Below are 17,262 nucleotides of genomic sequence, written 5' to 3'. Positions count from 1 at the left end.
CCGACCGAGAGGAGACGCCCCGTGGGCGCCACCCAGGCCGTGACCGACGCCACCTTCGAGGCCGAGGTCCTGCAGTCCGACAAGCCGACCCTCGTGGACTTCTGGGCTCCGTGGTGCGGCCCGTGCCGCCAGGTCGCCCCGATCCTCGAGGAGCTCGCCGAGGAGTACGCCGACAAGATCAAGGTCGTCAAGCTCAACACGGACGAGAACCCGCGGACCGCGGCGTCCTACGGCGTCACCTCCATCCCGACCCTCAACGTCTACCGGGGTGGGGAGCTCGTCAAGACCGTCATCGGCGCCCGGCCCAAGCCGGTGCTGGTCAAGGACCTCGCCGAGTTCCTCGGCTGAGCGCCGGCACAGTCGCTCCGGCGACCGGGTGTGCCCGGCAGACCGGGCGGACCGGGCGGACCGGGCGGACCGGGCGTAGCATCGCCGGAACCTGCCGGCGTGGGTGTCCGGGTGCAGAGGTGGGGGTCCGGGTGGAACGTCTCGACGAGCTGCTGCGCCGCGGTGACCGGGGGCCGCGGGTCGCCGCCGTGCGTGAGCAGCTCGCCGCCGTCGGCCTGGACTGCGCCGCCGCTCCCGGCGAGGACCCCGGGCTGTTCGACGCCCGTCTCGAGCGCGCCGTCCGGGGCTTCCAGCAGCAGCGGGGGCTGACCTCCGACGGGGTGGTCGGCGCCGAGACGTCCCGCGCCCTGGACGCCGCCCGGTGGCGGCTCGGCGACCGGATCCTGCGCTACACCCCCGGCCACCTGGTGCACGGCGACGACGTCACCGCCCTGCAGGAGCGGCTGAGCTCGCTGGGCCTGCTCGACGACCGGGTGGACGGCGTGCTGGGCCCGGCCACCGAGCGGGCGCTGCGCGAGCTGCAGCGCGGTCTCGGCCTCACCCCGGACGGCACCTGCGGCCCGGCGACGCTGCGGGCCCTGCAACGGCTCCAGCGGACCGTGCGCGGCGGTGACGTCGGCGCACTGCGGGACACCGAGCGGGTGCGCCGGTCGGGCAGCAGCCTGGTGGGCCGCGTCGTCGTCGTCGACCCGGGTCACGGCGGGGACGACCCCGGTGCCGTCGGGAACGGGCTGCGGGAGGCGGACGTCGTCCTCGACCTCGCGCTGCGCCTCGAGGGCCGGCTCGCCGCCTCGGGGGTGACGGCGGTGCTGACCCGGGGGGCGGGGCAGAACCCGAGCACCAGGGACCGGGCGCGGCTGGCGGACGACGTCCGCGCCGACCTGTTCGTCTCCCTGCACTGTGACGCCGCCACGGGCACCGCCGGGCAGGGGGTGGCCACGTCGTACTGGGGCGACCCCCGCGTCGGCACCCGGTCACCGGTCGGGGCCCGGCTCGCCGACCTCGTGCAGCGCGAGCTCGTCGCCCGCACCGACCTCGTCGACTGCCGGACCCACGCCCGCACCTGGGACCTGCTCCGGCTCACCCGGATGCCCGCGGTGCGGGTCGAGCTCGGCTACCTCACCGACCCCGGCGACGCCCGCCGGCTGGCCGACCCCGCGTTCCGGGACACCTGCGCGGAGGCCCTGCTCGTCGCCGTCCAGCGGCTCTTCCTGCCCGAGGACGAGGACCCGGCGACCGGGACCTTGCGCGTGGACGACGTCCTGGCCCGGGTCCGGGCGGCCGACGGCCGCGACCCTGCCTGATCAGGACCTGATCAGGAGCCGGTGAGCACGGGGTGGCGCACCCCGGCGAGAATCCGCTCCAGCGCGGCCTCGACGTCCTCCCGCCAGGACAGCGCCGTGCGCAGGTCGAGCCGCAGCCGCGGGTAACGGGGGTGCGGCCGCACGGTGGTGAAGCCGACCGCGAGCAGGAACTCCGCCGGGACGACGCAGCCCCCCGGGGGGGCCTCAGCCGTCCGGACGTCCGCCGGGTCAGGCGGGACCGCAGGCGGGGAGGCGTCCCCGAACGCCTCGATGGCCCGCAGCCCGCGCCGGGTGAGGTCCTTCGCCGCACCCTGGACGAGCATCCGGGCCAGGCCCCCACCCCGGTACAGGGGCAGCACGGCCGCGGTCATGAGCAGCACCGCGTCCGGGGACACCGGGGAGGTCGGGAACGCCGTCGAGCGGGGCACGAACGCTGGGGGCGCGTACGTGACGTACCCGGCCGGGACGTCGTCGACGTAGGCGATGCGGCCTGCGGTGCCCCACTCCAGCAGCACCGCGGACAGCCAGGCCTCCTTCTCGAAGGCGGCGTCCCCGGCCCGGACGGCGCGCTCGCCGGCCACCGGGTCGAGCTCCCAGTGCACGCAGCGGCGGCAGGCCGCCGGGAGGTCGTCCAGACGGTCCAGCGTCAGCGGGGCGAGGAAGCGGCTCATCCTCCCCGACCGTCAGCCGCCCGCCACGGGACGACGCCGGCGGCGCGGCCGGAGCAGCTCCGCCACGAACGCCACGACGGCGCCCGCAAGCAGCCCCGCAGCGACGGTCCGGGCGACTCCCATGCGACACTCCCAGGCGACGATCTGCTGCAGCGGCCCGCCGGTGCGGGTTGCACGCGAGGCGGGTAGGAAACATCGTACGGCGAGGGAGGGACCCGATGGCCACGGGGAACCGGCTCGACCCGTGGGTGGACACGTACGCCACCCGCACCCGCGGGATGACGGCGTCCGCCATCCGCGCCCTGTTCGCGGTCGCCAACCGTCCGGAAGTGGTCTCACTCGCGGGGGGCATGCCGAACCTCGCGGCGCTGCCGATGGACGCCGTCGCCGACGTCGTCGACGACCTCGTGCGAACCTCCGGGGCCACCGCGCTGCAGTACGGGTCCGGCCAGGGAGACCCGGTGCTGCGGGAGCTGATCACCGAGGTGATGGCTGAGGAGGGGATCGTGGCGTCCGCCGAGGACGTCGTCGTCACCACCGGCTCCCAGCAGGCGCTCGACCTCGTCACCCGGGTGTTCGTCGACCCGGGGGACGTCGTGGTCGCGGAGGCACCGAGCTACGTCGGGGCGCTCGGGGTGTTCTCCGCCTACCAGGCCGACGTCGTCCACGTGCCGATGGACGCCGACGGCCTCGACCCGGTCGCGCTGGAGGAGACGCTGACCCGGCTGCAGGCCGAGGGCCGCCGGGTCAAGCTGCTCTACACCGTGCCCAACCACCACAACCCCGGCGGCGTCACGCTCGCGGCCGGGCGCCGGGCCGCCGTGCTGGAGACCGCCCGCCGCCACGGCGTCCTCGTCCTGGAGGACAACCCCTACGGCCTGCTCGGGTTCTCCGGCGACCCGCTGCCGGCCCTGCGGGCCACGGACGCCGAGGGGGTCGTGTACCTCGGGACGTTCTCGAAGACCTTCGCGCCCGGGCTGCGGGTCGGCTGGGCCCTGGCCCCGCCCGGCGTCCGGGACCGGCTCGTGCTGGCCAGCGAGGCGGCCATCCTGTGCCCCAGCGCGTTCGCCCAGGCGGCCGTGGCCGGCTACCTGTCCCGCCACGACTGGCGGGGGCAGATCAAGGCGTTCCGGGAGCAGTACCTCGAGCGGCGGGACGCGATGCTGGCGGCACTGGAGGACCACCTGCCGACCGCGTCGTGGACCGTGCCCGGCGGCGGGTTCTACGTGTGGCTCGGCCTGCCGGCCGGCCTGGACGCCGCTGCCATGCTGCCGCGCGCGGTCACCGAGCGGGTCGCCTACGTGCCCGGGACGGCGTTCTACGCCGACGGCTCCGGAGGCAGCCACCTGCGGCTGTCGTACTGCTACCCCTCCCCCGATCGGATCACCGAGGGGGTGCGGCGCCTGGCCGAGGTGGTCCGGGCCGAGACCGAGCTGATCGACACGTTCGGTGCCGCCCCGGGCGCCACCGGCCGCGGTCCCGCCGGCGACGCCCCGGGGCCGGACGTCACCTGACCGCCAGGCCCGACCCTCCAAGTGACGCCCCGACGACGACCCCGACGACGAGCCAGGTCCGACAAGAACCGAGGAGCCCGACGATGGCGAGCAGCGGCACCGGTCCCCGAGTCCTCGTGCTGGCCGGCGGCCTGTCCCACGAGCGTGACGTGTCGCTGCGGTCGGGGCGCCGTGTCGCCGAGGCGCTGCGCGCCGCCGGCTGCGAGGTCACCACCCGCGACGTCGACGCGGACCTCTTGCCCTCCCTCGAGTCCGACCGTCCGGACGTCGTGTGGCCGCTGCTGCACGGCTCGACCGGCGAGGACGGCGCGGTCCGCGACGTCCTGGAGCTGCTCGACCTGCCGTACGTCGGCGCCGAGCCGGCCGCGTGCCGCCGGGCGTTCGACAAGCCGGTGGCGCGGTCCGTGGTGGCCGCAGCCGGGCTCGCCGTGCCGACCGGGGTGGCCCTGCCGCACTCGGTGTTCCGTGAGCTCGGGGCGCGGGCGGTGCTCGCAGCCCTCGTCGACCGGCTCGGGCTGCCCCTGGCGGTCAAGCCGGCCCGCGGCGGCTCCGCGCTGGGGGTGAGCGTCGTCGAGGAGCCCTCGGAGCTGCCGCGGGCGATGGTCGACTGCTACGGCTACGGCGAGGTCGCCCTCGTCGAGCGCGCGGTTCGCGGCACGGAGGTGGCCGTCAGCGTGGTCGCCGACGAGGAGGCACCGCGCGCCCTGCCCGCGGTGGAGATCGTGCCTGCCGCCGGCACGGTCTACGGCTACGACGCCCGGTACACCGCCGGCGGGACCGAGTACTTCGTTCCGGCCCGGCTCGAGGAGAAGGCGGCGAGCGCGGCAGCCGAGGCAGCGCTCACCGCGCACCGCACGCTCGGCCTGCGCGACCTGTCCCGGACGGACCTGATCGTCGACGCCGAGGGGACGCCGTGGTTCCTGGAGACCAACGTCGCGCCCGGCATGACGGAGCTGTCACTGCTGCCGCAGGGACTCACCGCCGCCGGTGACGACCACGGCTGGGTGTACCGGCGACTCGTCGAGCGGGCCCTCGCCCGACGGGGGTGAGGACGGACCCGGCCTTGTCGAGGACCAGGGCGGGAGGCAGGCGGCAGCAGGCCGTCGAGAGCGAGGCGGGCCGGCAGTTGTCGTACGTACGTTCGAGTCATAGTTCCGTTGTCGTCCCGCTGGCTCGACGGCTCGTCGGTGCGGCTCGGTGAACCTGGCTTTCCACACGCGACGCGAGCACCGCCTCCAGTCGCGTACTTCCGCACGACATCACTGATGAGCAGAACGTGCAAGAGGAACGAGGCCACCTCAGTGTCCGTGCGCAATCGATGCGGGAGCCCAGGACTGCCGGGCAGGAGTGTCCGGCTCAGTCCTGGTCGGGCGCCGACGAGGTACGGCCGCGCAGCACGCCGGCGTCACCAGGGGCGAGCATCTCGACGATCCGGTTGAGGTCCTCGAGGGTCGCGAACTCCACCGTCAACCGGCCCTTCCGGCGTCCGAGGGCGACGGAGACCCGGGTGTCGAACCGGTCGGACAGCCGCTCGGCAAGCGCGTCGAGCGCCTCGTGCCGCTCGCCGGCTCGAGGGCGACGCCGGGGAGCCGGTGGCTCGTCGTCCCCCCCGACAGCGACGATCTCCTCCGTGGCCCGCACCGACAGGCCCTCGGCGACGATCCTTTGGGCGAGTCGTTCCATCGCCGCCGCGTCGGAGAGCCCGAGCAGTGCCCGGGCGTGCCCTGCGGACAGCACGCCCGCCGCCACCCGCCGCTGGACCAGAGGCGGCAGCCGCAGCAGACGCAGAGTGTTGGAGATCTGCGGTCGCGACCGGCCGATGCGGGCGGCCAGCTCGTCGTGGGTACAGGCGAAGTCGTCGAGGAGCTGCTGGTAGGCGGCGGCCTCCTCCAGCGGGTTCAGGTCGGCCCGGTGGAGGTTCTCCAGCAGGGCGTCCCGCAGCAGATCGTTCTCGCCGGTGTCCCGGACGATGGCCGGCACGGTCTCCAGCCCGGCCCGCTGGGCGGCCCGCCACCGCCGTTCGCCCATCACCAGCTCGTAGCGCGACTCACCCTCGGGGACGTCGTCCGGAACCTCCCGGACGACGATCGGCTGGAGCACCCCGATCTCCCGGACCGAGTGCACGAGCTCAGCGAGAGCGTCCTCGTCGAACACCTGGCGAGGCTGCCGCGGGTTGGGCCGGATCCAGTCGACGGGGATCTCCGCGAACTGGGCGCCGGGTACCGGCAGCAGACCCTCCGGTGCCGCGGTGCCGCCGGCGTCCGCGTCGTCGTTTCCCGTGAAACCATCACGACTGTCAGCGGACGGGGTGGCGCCGCCGCCCGTGTCAGGACCGGAGGCCCCCTCGGTCTCCGCCTCGTCGTCCCGCGCGGCGCCCGGAAAGAACACGTCGACCGGCCGGTCCCCGACCGGTCGGCCGCCGGCAGGGGCGGCCGGGATGAGCGCTCCCAGCCCCCGGCCCAGACCACGACGCCTGTCGCTCACCGTGTCTCCTCGCTCGTCATGGTCTCCTCGTTCGTCACGCAGACGCCCCGTGCTGCTCAGCCCGCTCGGCCAGCTCTCGGGCGGCCGCCAGGTAGGACAGCGCGCCACTTGATCCCGGATCGTAGGTCATCACCGTCTGACCGTGGCTCGGCGCCTCGCTGATCCGTACCGAGCGGGGGACGGTCGTCCGCAGCACCACGTCGGGAAAGTGGTTGCGCACCTCCTCGGCGACTTGGGCGGCCAGCCGGGTCCGTCCGTCGTACATGGTCAGCAGAATCGTCGACACGTGCAGCGTGGGGTTGAGGTGACCTCGGATGAGCTCGATGTTCTTCAGCAGCTGCGTCAGTCCCTCCAGGGCGTAGTACTCGCACTGGATCGGGATGAGCACCTCCTGCGCGGCACAGAACGCGTTGACGGTGAGCAGGCCCAGACTCGGCGGACAGTCGATGAGCACGTAGTCGACGCGCGGCTCTCCTCGCTCCTCGGCACCCTCGAGAAACGTCTCGAGCGCACGCCGGAGCCGGGTCTCCCTGGCGACCATGGAGACGAGCTCGATCTCCGCTCCGGCGAGGTCGATGGTGGCCGGAGCGGCGCGCAACCCCGGGACGTCGGGACAGGGCTGGACGACGTCCGCGAGCGGGACACCCTCGACGAGTACGTCGTACACCCCCGGCACCTCGGCGTGGTGCTCGATCCCGAGGGCGGTCGAGGCGTTGCCCTGGGGGTCGGTGTCGATGACGAGCACCTGCAGACCCGCCTGAGCGAGCGCGGCGGCGATGTTCACCGCAGTGGTCGTCTTGCCGACCCCGCCCTTCTGGTTGGCGACGGTCAGGACCCGGGTCTGCTGCGGTCGCGGCAGACGCCGCCCAGACAGCTGGATCCGCCGACGAGCGTCCTCGGCGACACTGCGGGCCAGGGGGGTGGTGTCATCCGCCTCCGGGATGACGTCGGCGAGCTCGCGCCGAGTGTCCTCGTCCGGCTCGGTTTCACGTGGAACCGGATCCTCGCCGCTCGATTCACGTGAAACAGCTGCGGGTCCGTGTCCCTTCGCGCTGGCCTTGGCGCTGGCCTTGACGCTGGCCTCCGACGACGGGCGCGGTCCTGGCCACCCGAGCCCGGTAGGCCGGGCTCGCGGTGCGGAACCGGTCGAGGACCTGTCCGGCTCGGGCCAGCCGAGGCCACGTGCGACACGGACCGCCTCACTCACCGCGCCCTCCTCCCAGTCCGTCCGCTGGCGACCGCGACCCTAACCCGGACCACCGTCGTCGGGGTCTGCAGGAGGTCGGCGCCGCACTCGACGACGTCGGCGCCGGCGGCTCCCAGGCGACTGAGGGCGGGGCGGGCGGCGTCCAGCTCGTCCCGCGCCGTCCGCCCCTTGATCGCCAGCAGCTCCCCACCAGGCTCGACCAGCGGCAGCCCCCACTCCGCGAGACGTCGCAGCGGGGCAACGGCACGGGCGGTGACGACCGGCGCGGCGAGCTCGCCGTGGAGGTCCTCGGCCCGGGCGCGACGCACCACGACGTCGAGGCCCAGGTCGGCGACGACGGACTCCAACCAGGCCACCCGGCGTTCCAAAGGCTCGACGAGAGTGATCCGCAGGTCGGGTCGCGCGACGGCCAGAGCGACGCCGGGTAGCCCCGCGCCGCTGCCGAGGTCGACGACCGCCACACCCTCGGGCACGAGCTCGGCGAGCACTGCGCAGTTGAGGACGTGCCGGCTCCACAGTCGCGGCAGCTCACGGGGCCCGAGCAGACCCCACTCGACGGCCGTCGTCGCCAGGTGCTCGACGAAACGTGCCGCCACGGGCAGGCGCGCACCGAAGACGGTGGACGCGGCGGCGGGCGCGGGCTCCACGTGACCGCGTGCTGGCGGAGTCGGGTCCGTCACCGGCAGCCTTTCGCGGAGAACCGGTACCGACGCTGCATGGTCACTCCTGCGGTGACAGCACGACGACGCGCCGCTCGGGCTCCTCGCCCTCGGACTCGCTGCGCAGGCCGGCGGCGGCCACCGCGTCGTGAACCACCTTGCGCTCGAACGGCGTCATCGGCTCGAGCCGCACCGGCTCCCCGCTGCGCCGCACCTCGGCGACGGCGCGCTCGGCGAGGGCCTCGAGCTCCTCACGGCGGGCGGCCCGGTACCCCGCGACGTCGAGCATGAGCCGGCTGCGCTCACCGGTACTCGTCTGCACGGCAAGTCGCGTGAGCTCCTGGAGAGCCTCGAGCACCTCTCCGTCCCGGCCGACAAGAGCGCGCAGGGACCGGGAGGCGACCGGGTCGGCCACGATCGAGACCGTGGCACGTCCGTTCTCCACGTCGATGTCGATGTCGCCGTCCAGGTCGGCGATGTCGAGCAGCTCCTCGAGGTAGTCCGCAGCGACGTCGCCCTCCTCCTCGAGGCGGGACGAGGCAGCGGACCCGGATCCCGTGCGGCTCCGCGAGCCGGGAGCGGACGCCGCCGGTGGTGCATCCACGTCGGGCGTCAGGTGAGGGGAGTCGGTCACGACAGGCTCCTTGCGTCGGTGCGGTGGTCGGCCGACCACCAGGGTCTCGCAGCGTCTCGGCGGGTTCTCGAAGGGTCTAGCGGCATCTAGGAGGATCTAGCAGGAGATGTAGCGCAGGTCAGCGGCGTCAGGTGGAGCGGCGGGCTCCCGACCCGCCGCCCGAGCCCTTGGCTGGGCGGGTCCCCGACCGACGACGGTCCTTGCGCTTGGGCTGCGGCCGCTGACCCCGGGGCTTGGTCGGCTCGATCACCTGCGTCGTCCCCCCGCCGGCCGTCGTCCCGGCCTCAGCGGCCGGCGTCACCGCCGACGATCCGCGGCCGCGCCGGGCCTTGCGCTCCTGGAGCGCCTTCTCAGCCGGGGAGCCGGGCGCCGGCATCCGCCGGATGACGAACAGCTGCTGGCCCATCGACCACAGGTTGGTCGTGAGCCAGTAGATGAGCACGCCGATCGGGAAGTTCACGCCCGACACGGCGAAGATCACCGGCAGGGCGTACAGCATGATCTTCTGCTGCTGGGCGAAGGGGTTGTCCAGCGCCGCGGCCGGCATGTTCTTCGTCATCAGCTGCTTCTGCGTGATGAACGTCGTCGCCGACATCGCGACGATCAGGATGACCGTCAACACCTTGACGCTGATGTCGTCCGAGTTGAGGAACGTCGACGACAGCCGGGCACCCATGAGGCTCGCCTCGTTGGCCTGGACGGCGAGCTCCTCGGTGAGCGGACCGATGGCCTGCCGCTTGCCGACGTACTCGTTGAGCACCCGGAACAGAGCGAAGAAGATCGGTGCCTGCAGCAGGATCGGCAGGCACGAGGAGAAGGGGTTCGTCCCGGAGCTCTTGTAGAGCGCCATCGTCTCCTCGGTCATCGCCTGACGGCTGGCCGGGTCGGTCTTCCCCTTGTACTTCGCCTGGATCTTGCGCAGCTCCGGCTGGATGAGCTGCATGCCGCGGGACGCCTTGATCTGCCGGACGAACAGCGGGATGAGCAGGATGCGGATGACGACGACGAGGCCGACGATGCTCAGCGCCCAGGTCCAGCCGCCCGCCTCGTCCATCCCGAGGGTCGTCAGCAGCGCGTGGAACTGAACCATGATCCACGCGACGGCGATCTCGAGCGGCTTGAGAATTCCCACGGTCGGGCTCCTGGCGGTCGGGCGGGTAGCAACCGGCAGGCACGGCTACCGGTCTCTGGTCTAGGTCTACGGCACGCGGGTCGGCTGCCGGTCCCGGCGCGGCGGGACGTGGTCGACGCCGCCGGCGCTCCACGGGTTGCACCGCAGCACTCGCCACACCGCCATACCGGTGCCACGGACGGCGCCGTGCTCGCGCAGGGCACCCACCGCGTACGCCGAGCACGACGGGTAGTACTTGCAGGTCTGCCCCAGCAGCGGCGACACCAGCAGCTGGTAGACCCGCACGAGGCCGATGAGGGCGAGAGCGGGCAGGCGACGGAGCAGGCCCAGGACGCCGTCCGGCCGGGCGCCGGTCACGACGTCCCGTGCCGGGACGATCGCCGGAGAACGACGCGGACGGCGGAGTCCAGCTCCGCGCCGAGCTCGGCGGACGAGGCGCTCGCCGCCGGGGGCAGGGCGCGGACGACGACCCCGGCCCCGGCGGGCAGGGCCCCGAGACGGGCGGCCATGAGGTGCCGCAGCCGCCGCCGGACCCGGTTGCGGGTGACGGCGTTCCCGACAGCGCGCGAGACCGCGAACGCCACCGTCACCGGAGCGTCCGGCCCGTGCTGCAGGTCCGGGACCAGGTGCACGACGAGCCGGCTGCGTCCGGCGCGCACCCCACGCCGGACCGTCCGGTCGATGTCCTTCGACCGGCGCATCCGGTGAGCGGCCGGCAGCACGACGTCGCGACTCGGATCAGGCGGAGAGCTCGCTGCGGCCCTTGCGACGCCGGGCAGCCAGGATGGCCCGCCCGGCGCGGGTACGCATCCGGTGCCGGAACCCGTGGTTCCTGGCGCGGCGACGGTTGTTCGGCTGGAAGGTCCGCTTGCTCACTGTTTCTCCACACTCCACGGCTCCGACCGTGCGGGGCGCACGGGGACGGCGGTCGTCGGCCGCCACCGGACGTCCACGCACGCAGAGCGCGTGGACATGCGACAGGGGCCGGTGACACGGCAGCACCCCACGGTACGGTCCGTCCCCGACGGGGGTCAAACAGAGTGCCGCCGACCGGCTCAACACCTCGCCGCGACCCTTGTCCCGGGGCGGCGGTGTTGTTACCGTCCTGCGCCGTCGGTCACCCGTCGCCGTCCACGGCCGCGGACAGGCGGGCGCGGGTCCCAGCGACGCCCCCGAGGACGGGTCTCTCCACAGGGTGTGGACAACCCTGTGGACGGCGAGCGTCCCCGATGCGGTCTACTAGGACGCCGGACGGGTCGCCGTCCGGCGTCGACGGCACCGCACGCCGACGTGCACAGGGCACCGTCGTAGAGGGGGACCGGTCATGGAGGAGCACAGGCTCGTGGACCAGCGCCGATGAGTGAGCCGACGGACCTGCACCAGCTCTGGCGGACGGTGGTCGGCGCCCTCGGCTCGGACGACCGGGTGAGCGCCCAGCAGCTGGGGTTCCTGCGCCTGACCCGCCCGCTCGGCGTCCTCGACGGCACGGCCCTGCTCGCCGTCCCGAACGAGTTGACCAAGGAGATCCTCGAGCAGCGGGTGCGTGAACCGGTCCTGGAGGCGCTCGCCGACCAGCTGGGTCAGCCGGTGCGGCTCGCGGTGACCGTCGACCCCGCCATCGACCTGGACCACCTCGCCGACGACAGCAGCGACAACAGCGACGGCACCGAGGACACCGACCTGCTCGGCACCGACAGTCCGGACGTCGCCGACGTCTTCCCGCCCCGGCCGGTGGGCTCACGTCGTGAGCGTGAGCGCGGCCGGGAGGTGGAGCCGGCCCGGCTCAACCCCAAGTACACCTTCGACACCTTCGTCATCGGTGCCTCCAACCGGTTCGCGCACGCCGCGGCGGTCGCCGTCGCCGAGGCCCCGGCCAAGGCCTACAACCCGCTGTTCGTCTACGGCGAGTCCGGGCTGGGCAAGACGCACCTCCTGCACGCGATCGGCCACTACGCCCAGCACCTCTACGGCGGCGTGCGGGTGCGGTACGTGAACTCCGAGGAGTTCACCAACGAGTTCATCAACTCGATCCGGGACGACAAGGCGAGCGCCTTCCAGCGCCGCTACCGGGACGTCGACGTCCTGCTCATCGACGACATCCAGTTCCTCCAGGGAAAGGTGCAGACCCAGGAGGAGTTCTTCCACACCTTCAACACGCTGCACAACGCCAACAAGCAGGTCGTCATCACCTCGGACCTGCCGCCCAAGCAGCTCTCCGGCTTCGAGGAGCGGATGCGGTCCCGGTTCGAGTGGGGCCTCATCACCGACGTCCAGCCGCCGGACCTGGAGACCCGGATCGCCATCCTGCGCAAGAAGGCGGTCGGTGAGCGGCTGCAGGCACCACCGGAGGTGCTGGAGTACATCGCCAGCAAGATCTCCACCAACATCCGGGAGCTCGAGGGCGCCCTGATCCGGGTCACCGCGTTCGCGAACCTCAACCGCGCCGAGGTCGACCTCGCCCTCGCCGAGGTCGTGCTCAAGGACCTCATCACCGACGACGACGCCGGCGAGATCACGGTGTCCACGATCATGGCGCAGACCGCCGACTACTTCGGGCTGACCATCGAGGACCTGTGCGGGACGTCGCGCTCACGGGTCCTCGTCACCGCCCGGCAGATCGCGATGTACCTGTGCCGGGAGCTCACCGAGCTGTCCCTGCCCAAGATCGGCCAGGCCTTCGGTGGCCGCGACCACACCACGGTCATGCACGCCAACCGCAAGGTCCGCGAGCTCATGACCGAGCGGCGCTCGATCTACAACCAGGTCACCGAGCTGACCAACCGGATCAAGCAGCAGCACCGCGCCTGACCGGTCCGTCCGGATCAGCACCCTCTTGGGCGGGCCCGGAGCAGATGAGGACCCGACGCAACCATGTCACCCGTTTCCCACACCTGTGGACAACTCTGTGGATCATGTGGACGGACCGGCCTGTGCCTGGGGACGAAGGGTGGACACGACGTTGGACGACGTCCGGGAGCGCCGGCACGTGCACAGCCGTCCACCGGTCGACCGGCCGCGGTGCACACCCGGCACACACCCCGACGCGCTGCCTGACCAGGCCTGACGTCCGTCGTCCACAGGATCCACAACCGTGAGTACGACGACGGTCCTGTCGTGCGAGGAAAGTTGATCCGCGCACAGTCAGGGATGCGCACTCCAGGGGCGGCTTCACCCGTGGAGCCGGTTGTTCACTGACAGCGCCGGCTGCCGTACTGTCGTCCCGCGCACGCCGGTCGGCGGGTGCGTCCGAGCACGGGCTGGTCGCGACCGCCGGGTCGCGCGCCGGGGAGAAGGAGCGTGGCTGCGTGAGGTTCCGGGTCGAGCGCGACGTCCTGGCCGAGGCGGTGGGGTGGGCGGCCCGCACGCTCCCGACGCGTCCTCCGGTGCCGGTGCTCGCCGGCGTCCGGGTCGACGCCGACACCGCGGGAACCCTCGTGCTGTCCAGCTTCGACTACGAGGTGTCTGCCCGGGTCGAGGTGCCCGCAGAGGTCGCCGAGGGCGGGACCGCGCTGGTCTCCGGGCGGCTGCTGGCCGACATCTCCCGGAGCCTGCCGAACCGCCCGGTGGACGTCGTCGCCGAGGGCAGCAAGGTCACCGTCACCTGTGGGGCCAGCCGGTTCGCTCTGGCCACCATGCCGGTCGAGGAGTACCCCGACCTGCCGCCGATGCCCTCGGTCGCCGGCACCGTCTCCGGTGAGGCGCTGACCTCAGCGGTCGCCCAGGTCACGGTCGCGGCGAGCCGGGACGAGACCCTGCCGATCCTCACCGGCGTCCGGATGGAGATCGAGGACGACCGGATCACCTTGCTGGCCACCGACCGCTACCGGCTGGCCCTGCGGGAGATGCCGTGGCGGTCGGCCGCTCCGGGCACGTCGGCGGTCGCGCTGGTCCGGGCGCGCACGCTGTCCGACGTGGCCAAGGCCCTCGGCGGCGGCGGCGAGGTCACCGTCGCGCTGTCCGCGGACGGCGGCACCGGGCTCATCGGCTTCGAGGCCGGCGGCCGCCGGACCACCTCGATGCTCGTCGACGGGGACTACCCGAAGGTGCGGTCGCTGTTCCCCGCCGAGTCGCCGGTGTGGGCCGTGTGCCACACCGCGGCTCTGGTCGAGGCGGTCCGCCGGGTGGCGCTCGTCGCCGAGCGCAACACCCCGGTGCGGATGGCGTTCACCGACGGCCAGGTGCGACTGGACGCAGGCCAGGGCGACGACGCCCAGGCGACCGAGGAGCTCGAGGCGGACCTGCACGGCGAGGACATCACGATCGCGTTCAACCCGCAGTTCCTCCTCGACGGGCTGCAGGCGTTGACCACCGACTACGTCCGGATGTCGTTCACGCTGGCGACCAAGCCGGCCGTGCTCACCGGGCAGTCTGAGCGCGACGGGGACCCCGACGACACCTACCGTTACCTGCTGATGCCCGTCCGGATGGCGGGCTGACAACCGCGGCAGGGAGGTCTCACCGTGCACATCGGTCTGGTCGGGCTGGGCAGGATGGGCGGCAACATGCGCGAGCGGCTGCGCCGCGCGGGCCTGGACGTGACCGGGTACGACCGGGACCCGCAGGTCAGCGACGTCGGCTCCCTCGCAGCCATGGTCGAGGCGCTGCCGGCGCCGCGCACGGTGTGGGTGATGGTGCCGGCCGGCGACATCACCCGGGGCGTCGTCGAGGAGCTCGGCGGCCTGCTCGAGGCCGGGGACCTCGTGATCGAGGGCGGGAACTCCCACTACACCGACGACCGGGAGCACGCCGCCTTTCTCGCCGAACGTGGCATCGGCTACCTCGACTGCGGCGTCAGCGGCGGGGTGTGGGGCCTGGACAACGGCTACGGCCTCATGTGCGGTGGCTCGGCCGACGACGTCGAGCGGGCGATGCCGGTGTTCGACGCGCTGCGCCCGGAGGGTCCTCGCGAGGAGGGCTTCGTGCACGCCGGCGACGTCGGCGCCGGCCACTACGCGAAGATGGTCCACAACGGCATCGAGTACGGGCTCATGCAGGCCTACGCCGAGGGCTACGAGCTGCTCGCCGCCAAGGACATCGTCACCGACGTCCACGGCTGCTTCCAGGCCTGGAGCCGGGGCACCGTCGTCCGCTCCTGGCTGCTCGACCTGCTCGTCAAGGCGCTGGACGAGGACGCCGGTCTGACCGGGATCAAGGGCTACGTCGAGGACTCCGGCGAGGGCCGGTGGACCGTGCAGGAGGCCATCGACAACGCCGTCCCGATGCCGGTGATCTCCGCTGCCCTGTTCGCCCGGTTCGCCTCCCGGCAGGAGGACTCCCCGGCGATGAAGGCGGTCGCCGCGCTGCGCCACCAGTTCGGCGGGCACGCCATGACCGAGGCCGGGCCGACGTCCGGCACCGAGGACGTCAGCGCCGAGGCCGAGGCCGACGAGGCCGGGCCCTCCTCCGGCGCCGGCGACACGGACTGACCGGCCCTGACCGGCCCTGACCGGCACCGACCGTCAGCCGCACCCGACCCGCCGAGGACTCCGTGAACCTGTGCACGTCACCCACCTGTCGCTGACCGACTTCCGCTCCTACCGGGGCGCCGAGGTCACCCTCGGCCCGGGGGCGACGGCCGTCGTCGGGCCGAACGGGCAGGGTAAGACGAACCTCGTGGAGGCCCTCGGCTACATCGCCACGCTGGGGAGCCACCGGGTGGCCACCGACGCCCCGCTGGTGCGGGCCGGGGCCGAGCGGGCGGTCGTGCGGGTCGCGGTCGACCGCGGCGGGCGCTCCACGCTGGTCGAGCTCGAGATCGTGCCCGGCCGGGCCAACCGGGCCCGGCTCAACCGCGCCCCGGTGCCGCGGCCGCGGGAGGTGCTCGGCACGCTGCGCACCGTGCTGTTCGCGCCGGAGGACCTCGGCCTGGTCAAGGGCGAGCCCGACGCCCGTCGCCGCTTCCTCGACGAGCTGCTCGTCGCCCTGGCCCCGCGGCTGGCCGGCGTGCGAGCCGACTACGACCGGGTGCTGCGTCAGCGCAACGCGCTGCTGAAGTCCGCCGGCGCCACCCGCGCGACCCGCCGCGGCACGGCCGACCTGCCCACCCTCGACGTCTGGGACGGCCACCTCGCTGCGGCCGGTGCCGAGCTCGTCGCCGCCCGGCTGCACTTGGTCCGCCGGCTCGCCCCGTTCGTCGCCGAGGCCTACCGGCAGGTCAGCGACGCCCAGGGGGACGCGGTCATCGGCTACCGCTGGTCGCTGACCGGCCCCGTCCCGGACGACGTCCCGCGCCGGGACGAGCTCGACGAGGCGCTGCGGGCCGACCTGGCCCGTGGACGCGGGCAGGAGATCGAGCGGGGCACCACCCTGACCGGCCCGCACCGCGACGACCTCGTGCTGACCCTCGGCGACCTGCCGGCCAGGGGGTACGCCAGCCACGGCGAGTCCTGGTCCTACGCCCTGGCCCTGCGGCTGGCGTCGTGGTACCTGCTGCGCGGCGACGGACAGGATCCTGACCCGGCGCAGGAGCCGGTGCTCGTCCTCGACGACGTGTTCGCCGAGCTCGACACCGGTCGGCGCCGCCGGCTCGCCGAGATGGTGGCCGGTGCCGAGCAGGTGCTCGTCACCGCCGCGGTGGACGACGACGTGCCGGCCGAGCTGAAGGGAGCGCGGCTGACCGTGCGCGACGGGGAGGTCCTCGGTGGCTGACGAGCACGAGCGCGGCCCGGACGACGAGCCCGCCGAGGGGGCCGGGCCGGACGGGACCGGGGTGGACGCCGTCCGCGCGGCCCTGAACCGGGCCCGGGCGGCCGCCGCCGCCCGAGGTCACACCCCGTCGTCCCGGCCTGGTCCGGCCGCCGGCCGCGGCCGGCGCCGGGTGGCCGGCCAGAGCCGGTCCGGGGCCCACCCCGACGGCCGGGACCCGCAGCGGGTTGCGGGTGTCATCGACCGGCTCGTCGCCGAGCGGGGCTGGCAGGCCCCGGTCGCCGTCGGCGGGGTGATCGGCCGCTGGGAGCAGGTGGTCGGCGACCAGGTCGCCACGCACTGCACCGCCGAGGCCTTCGCGGACGGCGTCCTGACCGTCCGCGCCGACTCCACCGCGTGGGCCACCCAGCTGCGGCTGCTCACCCCGACCCTGCTGCGGCGGATCAGCGAGGAGCTCGGCCCCGGGGTCGTCGAGCGGCTCGTCGTACGCGGTCCGACGGCCCCGAGCTGGCACCGCGGCCCCCGGACCGTCCAGGGCCGCGGTCCCCGCGACACCTACGGCTGAGGCGTTCGAGGACCGGGGGCGCGTACGGGGACCCGTGACTGAACCCCTTCGCGCGCCACGCCGGCCGCCACGGGCTGTGGACGGCCTGTCCGGACCGTC

18 protein-coding genes are annotated in these 17,262 nt (G+C 73.5%); 9 read left to right on the top strand and 9 right to left on the bottom strand.

Annotated elements, in window-relative coordinates; translation table 11 throughout:
* The first annotated feature begins 21 nt into the window (after nt 1–21).
* Together trxA and ACFP6A_RS09140 are read left to right on the top strand one after the other, a co-directional pair.
* On the top strand, nt 22–348 hold the full coding sequence (gene trxA, locus ACFP6A_RS09145; protein ID WP_379603183.1) for a thioredoxin: 327 nt from the start codon (nt 22–24) through the stop codon (nt 346–348).
* A 131-nt stretch (nt 349–479) separates the two neighbouring features.
* On the top strand, nt 480–1,652 hold the full coding sequence (locus ACFP6A_RS09140; RefSeq protein ID WP_379603182.1) for an N-acetylmuramoyl-L-alanine amidase: 1,173 nt from the start codon (nt 480–482) through the stop codon (nt 1,650–1,652).
* A gap of 11 nt (nt 1,653–1,663) precedes the next feature.
* Here ACFP6A_RS09140 and ACFP6A_RS09135 read toward each other — a convergent pair whose 3' ends face one another.
* Complete coding sequence (locus tag ACFP6A_RS09135; protein ID WP_379603181.1) at nt 1,664–2,323, bottom strand: GNAT family N-acetyltransferase; 660 nt, start codon at nt 2,321–2,323, stop codon at nt 1,664–1,666.
* Between the two features lie 218 nt (nt 2,324–2,541).
* Here ACFP6A_RS09135 and ACFP6A_RS09130 point away from each other — a divergent pair, with 218 nt between their 5' ends.
* Both ACFP6A_RS09130 and ACFP6A_RS09125 read left to right on the top strand, forming a co-directional pair.
* Nucleotides 2,542–3,837 carry a PLP-dependent aminotransferase family protein gene (locus ACFP6A_RS09130; protein ID WP_379603180.1) on the top strand — a complete coding sequence of 432 codons (1,296 nt, stop codon included), beginning with the start codon at nt 2,542–2,544 and terminating at the stop codon, nt 3,835–3,837.
* An 83-nt stretch (nt 3,838–3,920) separates the two neighbouring features.
* Nucleotides 3,921–4,886 (top strand): D-alanine--D-alanine ligase, encoded by a 966-nt coding sequence (locus tag ACFP6A_RS09125; protein WP_379603179.1) that lies wholly within the window; start codon nt 3,921–3,923, stop codon nt 4,884–4,886.
* 307 nt (nt 4,887–5,193) lie between these two features.
* Here the strand turns inward: ACFP6A_RS09125 and ACFP6A_RS09120 are convergent, their stop codons facing one another.
* From ACFP6A_RS09120 to rpmH, 8 genes are all read right to left on the bottom strand, one after another.
* On the bottom strand, nt 5,194–6,321 hold the full coding sequence (locus ACFP6A_RS09120) for a ParB/RepB/Spo0J family partition protein (protein ID WP_379603178.1): 1,128 nt from the start codon (nt 6,319–6,321) through the stop codon (nt 5,194–5,196).
* A 34-nt stretch (nt 6,322–6,355) separates the two neighbouring features.
* Nucleotides 6,356–7,528, bottom strand: coding sequence for a ParA family protein (locus tag ACFP6A_RS09115; RefSeq protein WP_379603177.1), 1,173 nt, complete (start codon nt 7,526–7,528; stop codon nt 6,356–6,358).
* Nucleotides 7,525–8,175, bottom strand: a complete 651-nt coding sequence (rsmG, locus tag ACFP6A_RS09110; protein ID WP_379603176.1) for a 16S rRNA (guanine(527)-N(7))-methyltransferase RsmG — start codon at nt 8,173–8,175, stop codon at nt 7,525–7,527. The genes ACFP6A_RS09115 and rsmG overlap by 4 nt, the downstream gene beginning before the upstream one ends.
* A gap of 73 nt (nt 8,176–8,248) precedes the next feature.
* Nucleotides 8,249–8,821, bottom strand: a complete 573-nt coding sequence (locus ACFP6A_RS09105) for a protein jag (RefSeq protein WP_379603175.1) — start codon at nt 8,819–8,821, stop codon at nt 8,249–8,251.
* Between the two features lie 127 nt (nt 8,822–8,948).
* Nucleotides 8,949–9,953 carry a membrane protein insertase YidC gene (yidC, locus tag ACFP6A_RS09100; protein WP_379603174.1) on the bottom strand — a complete coding sequence of 335 codons (1,005 nt, stop codon included), beginning with the start codon at nt 9,951–9,953 and terminating at the stop codon, nt 8,949–8,951.
* A 66-nt stretch (nt 9,954–10,019) separates the two neighbouring features.
* Entirely contained in the window at nt 10,020–10,277 is a 258-nt protein-coding gene (gene yidD / locus ACFP6A_RS09095; RefSeq protein ID WP_379603245.1) for a membrane protein insertion efficiency factor YidD, read from the bottom strand.
* A gap of 29 nt (nt 10,278–10,306) precedes the next feature.
* Entirely contained in the window at nt 10,307–10,654 is a 348-nt protein-coding gene (rnpA, locus tag ACFP6A_RS09090) for a ribonuclease P protein component (RefSeq protein WP_379603173.1), read from the bottom strand.
* 37 nt (nt 10,655–10,691) lie between these two features.
* Nucleotides 10,692–10,829: a 50S ribosomal protein L34 gene (gene rpmH, locus ACFP6A_RS09085; RefSeq protein WP_379603172.1), complete on the bottom strand. Its 138-nt coding sequence runs from the start codon at nt 10,827–10,829 to the stop codon at nt 10,692–10,694.
* Nucleotides 10,830–11,309: 480 nt separating this feature from the next.
* On the opposite strand from rpmH, the gene dnaA reads away from it, so the two are divergent.
* The 5 genes from dnaA (at nt 11,310) to ACFP6A_RS09060 (ending at nt 17,163) form a co-directional block, all read left to right on the top strand.
* Nucleotides 11,310–12,761, top strand: coding sequence for a chromosomal replication initiator protein DnaA (gene dnaA / locus ACFP6A_RS09080; protein ID WP_379603171.1), 1,452 nt, complete (start codon nt 11,310–11,312; stop codon nt 12,759–12,761).
* Nucleotides 12,762–13,258: 497 nt separating this feature from the next.
* Nucleotides 13,259–14,389: a DNA polymerase III subunit beta gene (dnaN, locus tag ACFP6A_RS09075; protein WP_379603170.1), complete on the top strand. Its 1,131-nt coding sequence runs from the start codon at nt 13,259–13,261 to the stop codon at nt 14,387–14,389.
* Between the two features lie 24 nt (nt 14,390–14,413).
* The gene (gene gnd, locus ACFP6A_RS09070) at nt 14,414–15,379 is read left to right on the top strand and encodes a phosphogluconate dehydrogenase (NAD(+)-dependent, decarboxylating) (protein ID WP_379603169.1); all 966 of its coding nucleotides are present in this window, start codon (nt 14,414–14,416) and stop codon (nt 15,377–15,379) included.
* A gap of 70 nt (nt 15,380–15,449) precedes the next feature.
* Complete coding sequence (gene recF / locus ACFP6A_RS09065; RefSeq protein WP_379603168.1) at nt 15,450–16,601, top strand: DNA replication/repair protein RecF; 1,152 nt, start codon at nt 15,450–15,452, stop codon at nt 16,599–16,601.
* Nucleotides 16,594–17,163: a DUF721 domain-containing protein gene (locus ACFP6A_RS09060; protein WP_379603167.1), complete on the top strand. Its 570-nt coding sequence runs from the start codon at nt 16,594–16,596 to the stop codon at nt 17,161–17,163. The genes recF and ACFP6A_RS09060 overlap by 8 nt, the downstream gene beginning before the upstream one ends.
* The last annotated feature ends 99 nt before the right edge of the window (nt 17,164–17,262 follow it).

This window comes from Quadrisphaera sp. GCM10027208 (genome assembly GCF_042658805.1).
Taxonomy (GTDB): Bacteria; Actinomycetota; Actinomycetes; order Actinomycetales; family SCSIO-59966; genus SCSIO-59966.
The sequence above is the reverse complement of the archived record's forward strand: the minus strand, read 5'-3'. Positions and strand labels throughout refer to the sequence as shown.